This window comes from Massilibacteroides sp. (assembly GCF_028705895.1).
Lineage (GTDB): Bacteria > Bacteroidota > Bacteroidia > Bacteroidales > Tannerellaceae > Massilibacteroides.
Genome location: NZ_JAQWCQ010000108.1, coordinates 1 through 3,892, shown reverse-complemented (window position 1 = coordinate 3,892; position 3,892 = coordinate 1). Strand labels below are relative to the sequence as shown.

Annotated in this window: 6 protein-coding genes; 4 read left to right on the top strand and 2 right to left on the bottom strand. The window is 38.2% G+C overall.

Annotated elements, in window-relative coordinates; all coding sequences use genetic code 11:
* Positions 1–142: 142 nt before the first annotated feature.
* Entirely contained in the window at positions 143–430 is a 288-nt protein-coding gene (locus tag PHT93_RS15145; protein ID WP_300244619.1) for a DUF3876 domain-containing protein, read from the bottom strand.
* On the bottom strand, positions 427–738 hold the full coding sequence (locus PHT93_RS15140) for a helix-turn-helix domain-containing protein (protein ID WP_300244617.1): 312 nt from the start codon (positions 736–738) through the stop codon (positions 427–429). The genes PHT93_RS15145 and PHT93_RS15140 overlap by 4 nt, the downstream gene beginning before the upstream one ends.
* A 625-nt stretch (positions 739–1,363) precedes the next feature.
* On the opposite strand from PHT93_RS15140, the gene PHT93_RS15135 reads away from it, so the two are divergent.
* The 4 genes from PHT93_RS15135 to PHT93_RS15120 all read left to right on the top strand — a co-directional run bounded on the left by PHT93_RS15135 (position 1,364) and on the right by PHT93_RS15120 (position 3,713).
* Positions 1,364–1,690, top strand: a complete 327-nt coding sequence (locus PHT93_RS15135; RefSeq protein ID WP_300244616.1) for a DUF3408 domain-containing protein — start codon at positions 1,364–1,366, stop codon at positions 1,688–1,690.
* Positions 1,691–1,903: 213 nt separating this feature from the next.
* Complete coding sequence (locus PHT93_RS15130; RefSeq protein WP_300244615.1) at positions 1,904–2,296, top strand: hypothetical protein; 393 nt, start codon at positions 1,904–1,906, stop codon at positions 2,294–2,296.
* Positions 2,262–3,200, top strand: coding sequence for a relaxase/mobilization nuclease domain-containing protein (locus PHT93_RS15125; RefSeq protein ID WP_300244614.1), 939 nt, complete (start codon positions 2,262–2,264; stop codon positions 3,198–3,200). Before PHT93_RS15130 ends, PHT93_RS15125 begins: the two co-directional genes overlap by 35 nt.
* Before the next feature lie 33 nt (positions 3,201–3,233).
* Positions 3,234–3,713 carry a hypothetical protein gene (locus PHT93_RS15120; RefSeq protein WP_300244613.1) on the top strand — a complete coding sequence of 160 codons (480 nt, stop codon included), beginning with the start codon at positions 3,234–3,236 and terminating at the stop codon, positions 3,711–3,713.
* Positions 3,714–3,892 lie beyond the last annotated feature (179 nt).

Below are 3,892 nucleotides of genomic sequence, written 5' to 3'. Positions count from 1 at the left end.
CCAACCTCTTCGGATTGACAGACGAGGATATCTATGATGCTATTATAAACAGGTCTGAAGAGATCAAGCATGTTTTTGATATTTACAAATTAAAACTGGCAAGTTGAACTTGCGAAACTTAAATTACATATATATTCCCTACTCAATTCTTTATGTAACTTTCCCAACCTGAGATATGTAATCCATCAGGTTTCTCTTCCGGAACCAACCGGCAAGAACTCATACCCATACGGATATAGTAACCCTTTTCGTCTGTACCTATCTCGTAACAGGAGAAACTTCCACGTCCATAATCTTTATCATAATTGTAAACGAGCAGGTAGTAGCCTCCATCATAACCCTGAAAGATATAAACGTCCGGATTACCGTTTACACTTTCCCATCCGCCCTGCAAGGAAGAAAGGGTATTTAATTGCAACTTCTCTTTCATAGCTTCTTTCCTCTATACTTAACCTGTTTCCGCTTTTCTTCTACAACCGACGTGATCTTCCCCACATCGGAAGATTTGTAATAAATCTTATGGTTGATCCGGCTAAATGGCAGTGTCCCGTTATCCCGAAACGTTTGCAAGGTTCTGGGTGATATGTTCAACAAGAGGCATACATCCTGATTATCCAACCACTCACTTAATTCCTTATCCCCATGCAGGCGGCAAAGGCTTTCCATTCTACTAGCAAAGCCTTCAAACGTTGAAAGCATTGCTTCGAATGTTTTCGAGTCAATGTTTACGATTTCCATTATTATCTTTTTTAAGTTGTTACTTCGTTTTATCCCAAAAATAGAAAGCAGTATTCCACACTCCAAAGAATAGATCCATTTGCGTGTGACCACTACATTTTGCATAATGGATAGCTCTTTATACAGTGCCGGCTTCTCCTTTCTGCCGTGCAAGTAAAATAGAATAATCCGCCCTGCAATGGAGTTTAAATCAGGTGGTAGCCTTTGGCACCGATTTGGTATGGAGTGGCTCTGAAGTCTGATGAATTTTCATCCTTCCTCTACGAAGTAAAGTAGAAAAAGACTCAACAATCGGATGTTGTGTCGATCGGATACTGTCAAATCGGAAAATGGATGCAGTCCAAACCATTTGTTCAACAGGCAAAATGGAAAGTCATTGCAAGTCATAGCAATGAAATCGGTAAAACATTATTAATCAATGATTAATTCTTTATTTGTTTCAGAATTGATTTCAAAACAGAGTTGAATACTAAGTTCAGTACCGGAATATTAATGGATATCAAAACTGACAGTTATATAAAAATCTGTATTAGAATCAATTCTGGAATAATTAATGGTGCCGGTTCCAGACTCAATACTTGCTTCTGTACCGGCATAAGTCTTTAACGCTTAAAATAGTTAAGAAATGAGTTCAAAAAAGAAAGAAAAACAGATTTCAATAGAGGAATATATTGGGACCTATTGCCAGGAGAAACGAATAAGGGAACGGTTTGCAGTATATATCAGCCCCGACACACATCATAATTTGAAAAGAATTGCCCAGCTATTTAAGGATAAACACCACTCTACAACCTCTTCCCTGGCAGATTCTATCATCTCCCATCATATAGAGACATACAGGGAGCTTTTAAATAATGCTCATGAGGAGGATACACGTGATTTCTTCGAATGGCTGGGAAGAGCAAGGCAGAGCGAAAATGAAGAATCGGAATCTTATCAGGAAGGAGTATAGGTCTGTACAGGCGACGACCTATCCGCTTAAAAGAGTAAGCCTGTGTACATTCTACGGCTTACTTTTCTAAAAGGAACATTTCATGTTCGTTTTAGAGGAGCGAGGTTATGTTTTCATTGCATGAAAACCCTCACTTTGGCTAACGGCCAAAGGGGAAACCGCTCCTGATAGTCGCAGTTTCTAAGAAAAGATCAATCTAAAGTATTCATCGAATTGACAGAAGACAATAATGATAAGAGGAAGAAAGGCGGACGACCAAGGAAAAGTTCCACCCATCGGAAGAGCAAGACCATCGGGGTCTGCTTTTCCGAACCGGAACTCTATGCTATCCGACATAGGGCAACGAAAGCCAACCTTCCGCTTAGCGTTTATTGTCATGACGCTATCCTGAACGGAGTAATCAAAGAACGGTTAAATAAAGAAGAACTGGATACGTTGCGCAGTCTTTCAAATATGGGAAACAACCTGAACCAATTAGTTAGAACCTCCAAGTTTTTAAGTATAAAGAGGCTTGAAAACGAGGCATTACTATTATTGGAAGAGATACAAAATATCATAAACAAGCTATCGGATGATTGGAAAAATAGTAAAAGGAAGAAGTTTTAAGGGATGTGTTTCGTACGTTCTGGGGACAAAGGAAGCAACGCTTTTAACAAGTGAAGGTGTACTAACAACAGATCAAAAAGCTATTATCAATAGCTTTTACATGCAAAGCCTACTCAATCCAAACCTGTCGAAATGTGTCGGTCATATTCCACTGGCGTTCTCACCGGATGATAAAGAACGAATGTCGGATCAGTTTATGGAACGTTTGGCTAAGGAATATATGAAGGCCATGGGAATTGAGAATACACAGTACCTTATCGTTAGGCATAAGAACACGAACCATCCGCATTGCCATATCGTATTTAACCGGGTAGATAATGATGGAAAGACCATTACAGACAAGAACGACCGTTACCGGAATGAGGCAATCTGTAAACAACTAAAGGATAAATACAACCTCACTTACGGAAAAGGAAAAGAGAATATCAATATTCAGAGATTAAATGGAGCAGAAAAAACTAAATATGAGATCTATCATACTGTCCGGAATATCCTGCCGAAAGTTAAGAACTGGCAGCAATTTGAACAGGCCATGAAGCAAGCAGGAATATCACTCGAATATAAATACAAAGGACAAACGGATGAAGTACAGGGTATTTCTTTTAAGAAAGACGGAAATAGCTTTAAAGGATCGGAGATCGACCGGATGTTTAGTTATTCCAGATTGGATATGCAACTAAACAACAATAATCAGAACCGGCAGCAACAAGTATCTATACCCAGAGAAACAGGAGTTAATCTTGCGGAAAGTATAGTATCCGGTATAGCTGAAGCAGTATCAGGATTAGGCGGTTTTCTGGACTTTGAACCTTCCGGTTATGATCTGAATGAGGCGGAAGCATTACGTCAACAGGCACTTGAAAGAAAGAAGAAAAAGAAAAAACAGAAAGGGATCAGGCATTAAAAACGAATGATTAACAACTAAAAATAACACAATATGGCACAAACGGTATCAAATGATGCTCTATGGGAGAAACTCCTGGAGATGGATAAGAAACTGACTGAACTTACAACAGGTCTAAATTCAGAGCAGTTAAAACAAAGGGACGGTGTAATAAGCTCTTATTCACAAGATGAAATCTTGGCTTCCATTGATGACAAACTTCAAAGGATCGGTTTTTCCAATGATTCGCATTTTGCGGCAAACAAGCAAAACGTTACCCTCCTGGCAGAATATAATACAAAGATTCTGAATATCGTTGCACGCATCAGGAAGCAACAAAGAGAATCTATTGAATCACGGGAAGAAGATAAAACGGTTTATTTTACTCTCTGGTTCTTGAATATTAGGAAAACATCTTTTATTATAGCAATACTTGGGGTGTTGGTGATTATATTGACTTTGTTCTGTATGAAACAACAGAATGATTATTCGATTTTGATAAATGAACTTCATAAACATATAAAACGACAATAGAGTGGAGTATTTTGATTAATTTTAATTGAAACTACCACCAAATTTGGTTCCCATTTTCATACGTAAATTATGTCTGTGAAATCACGTTTAAATAGGTGATTTCGGTTAATAACTCAATTTTTAGACAAAGAAAAGGCAGCACTCTTCTACTAGAAAAATGCACAAATGGTTATTAAGAA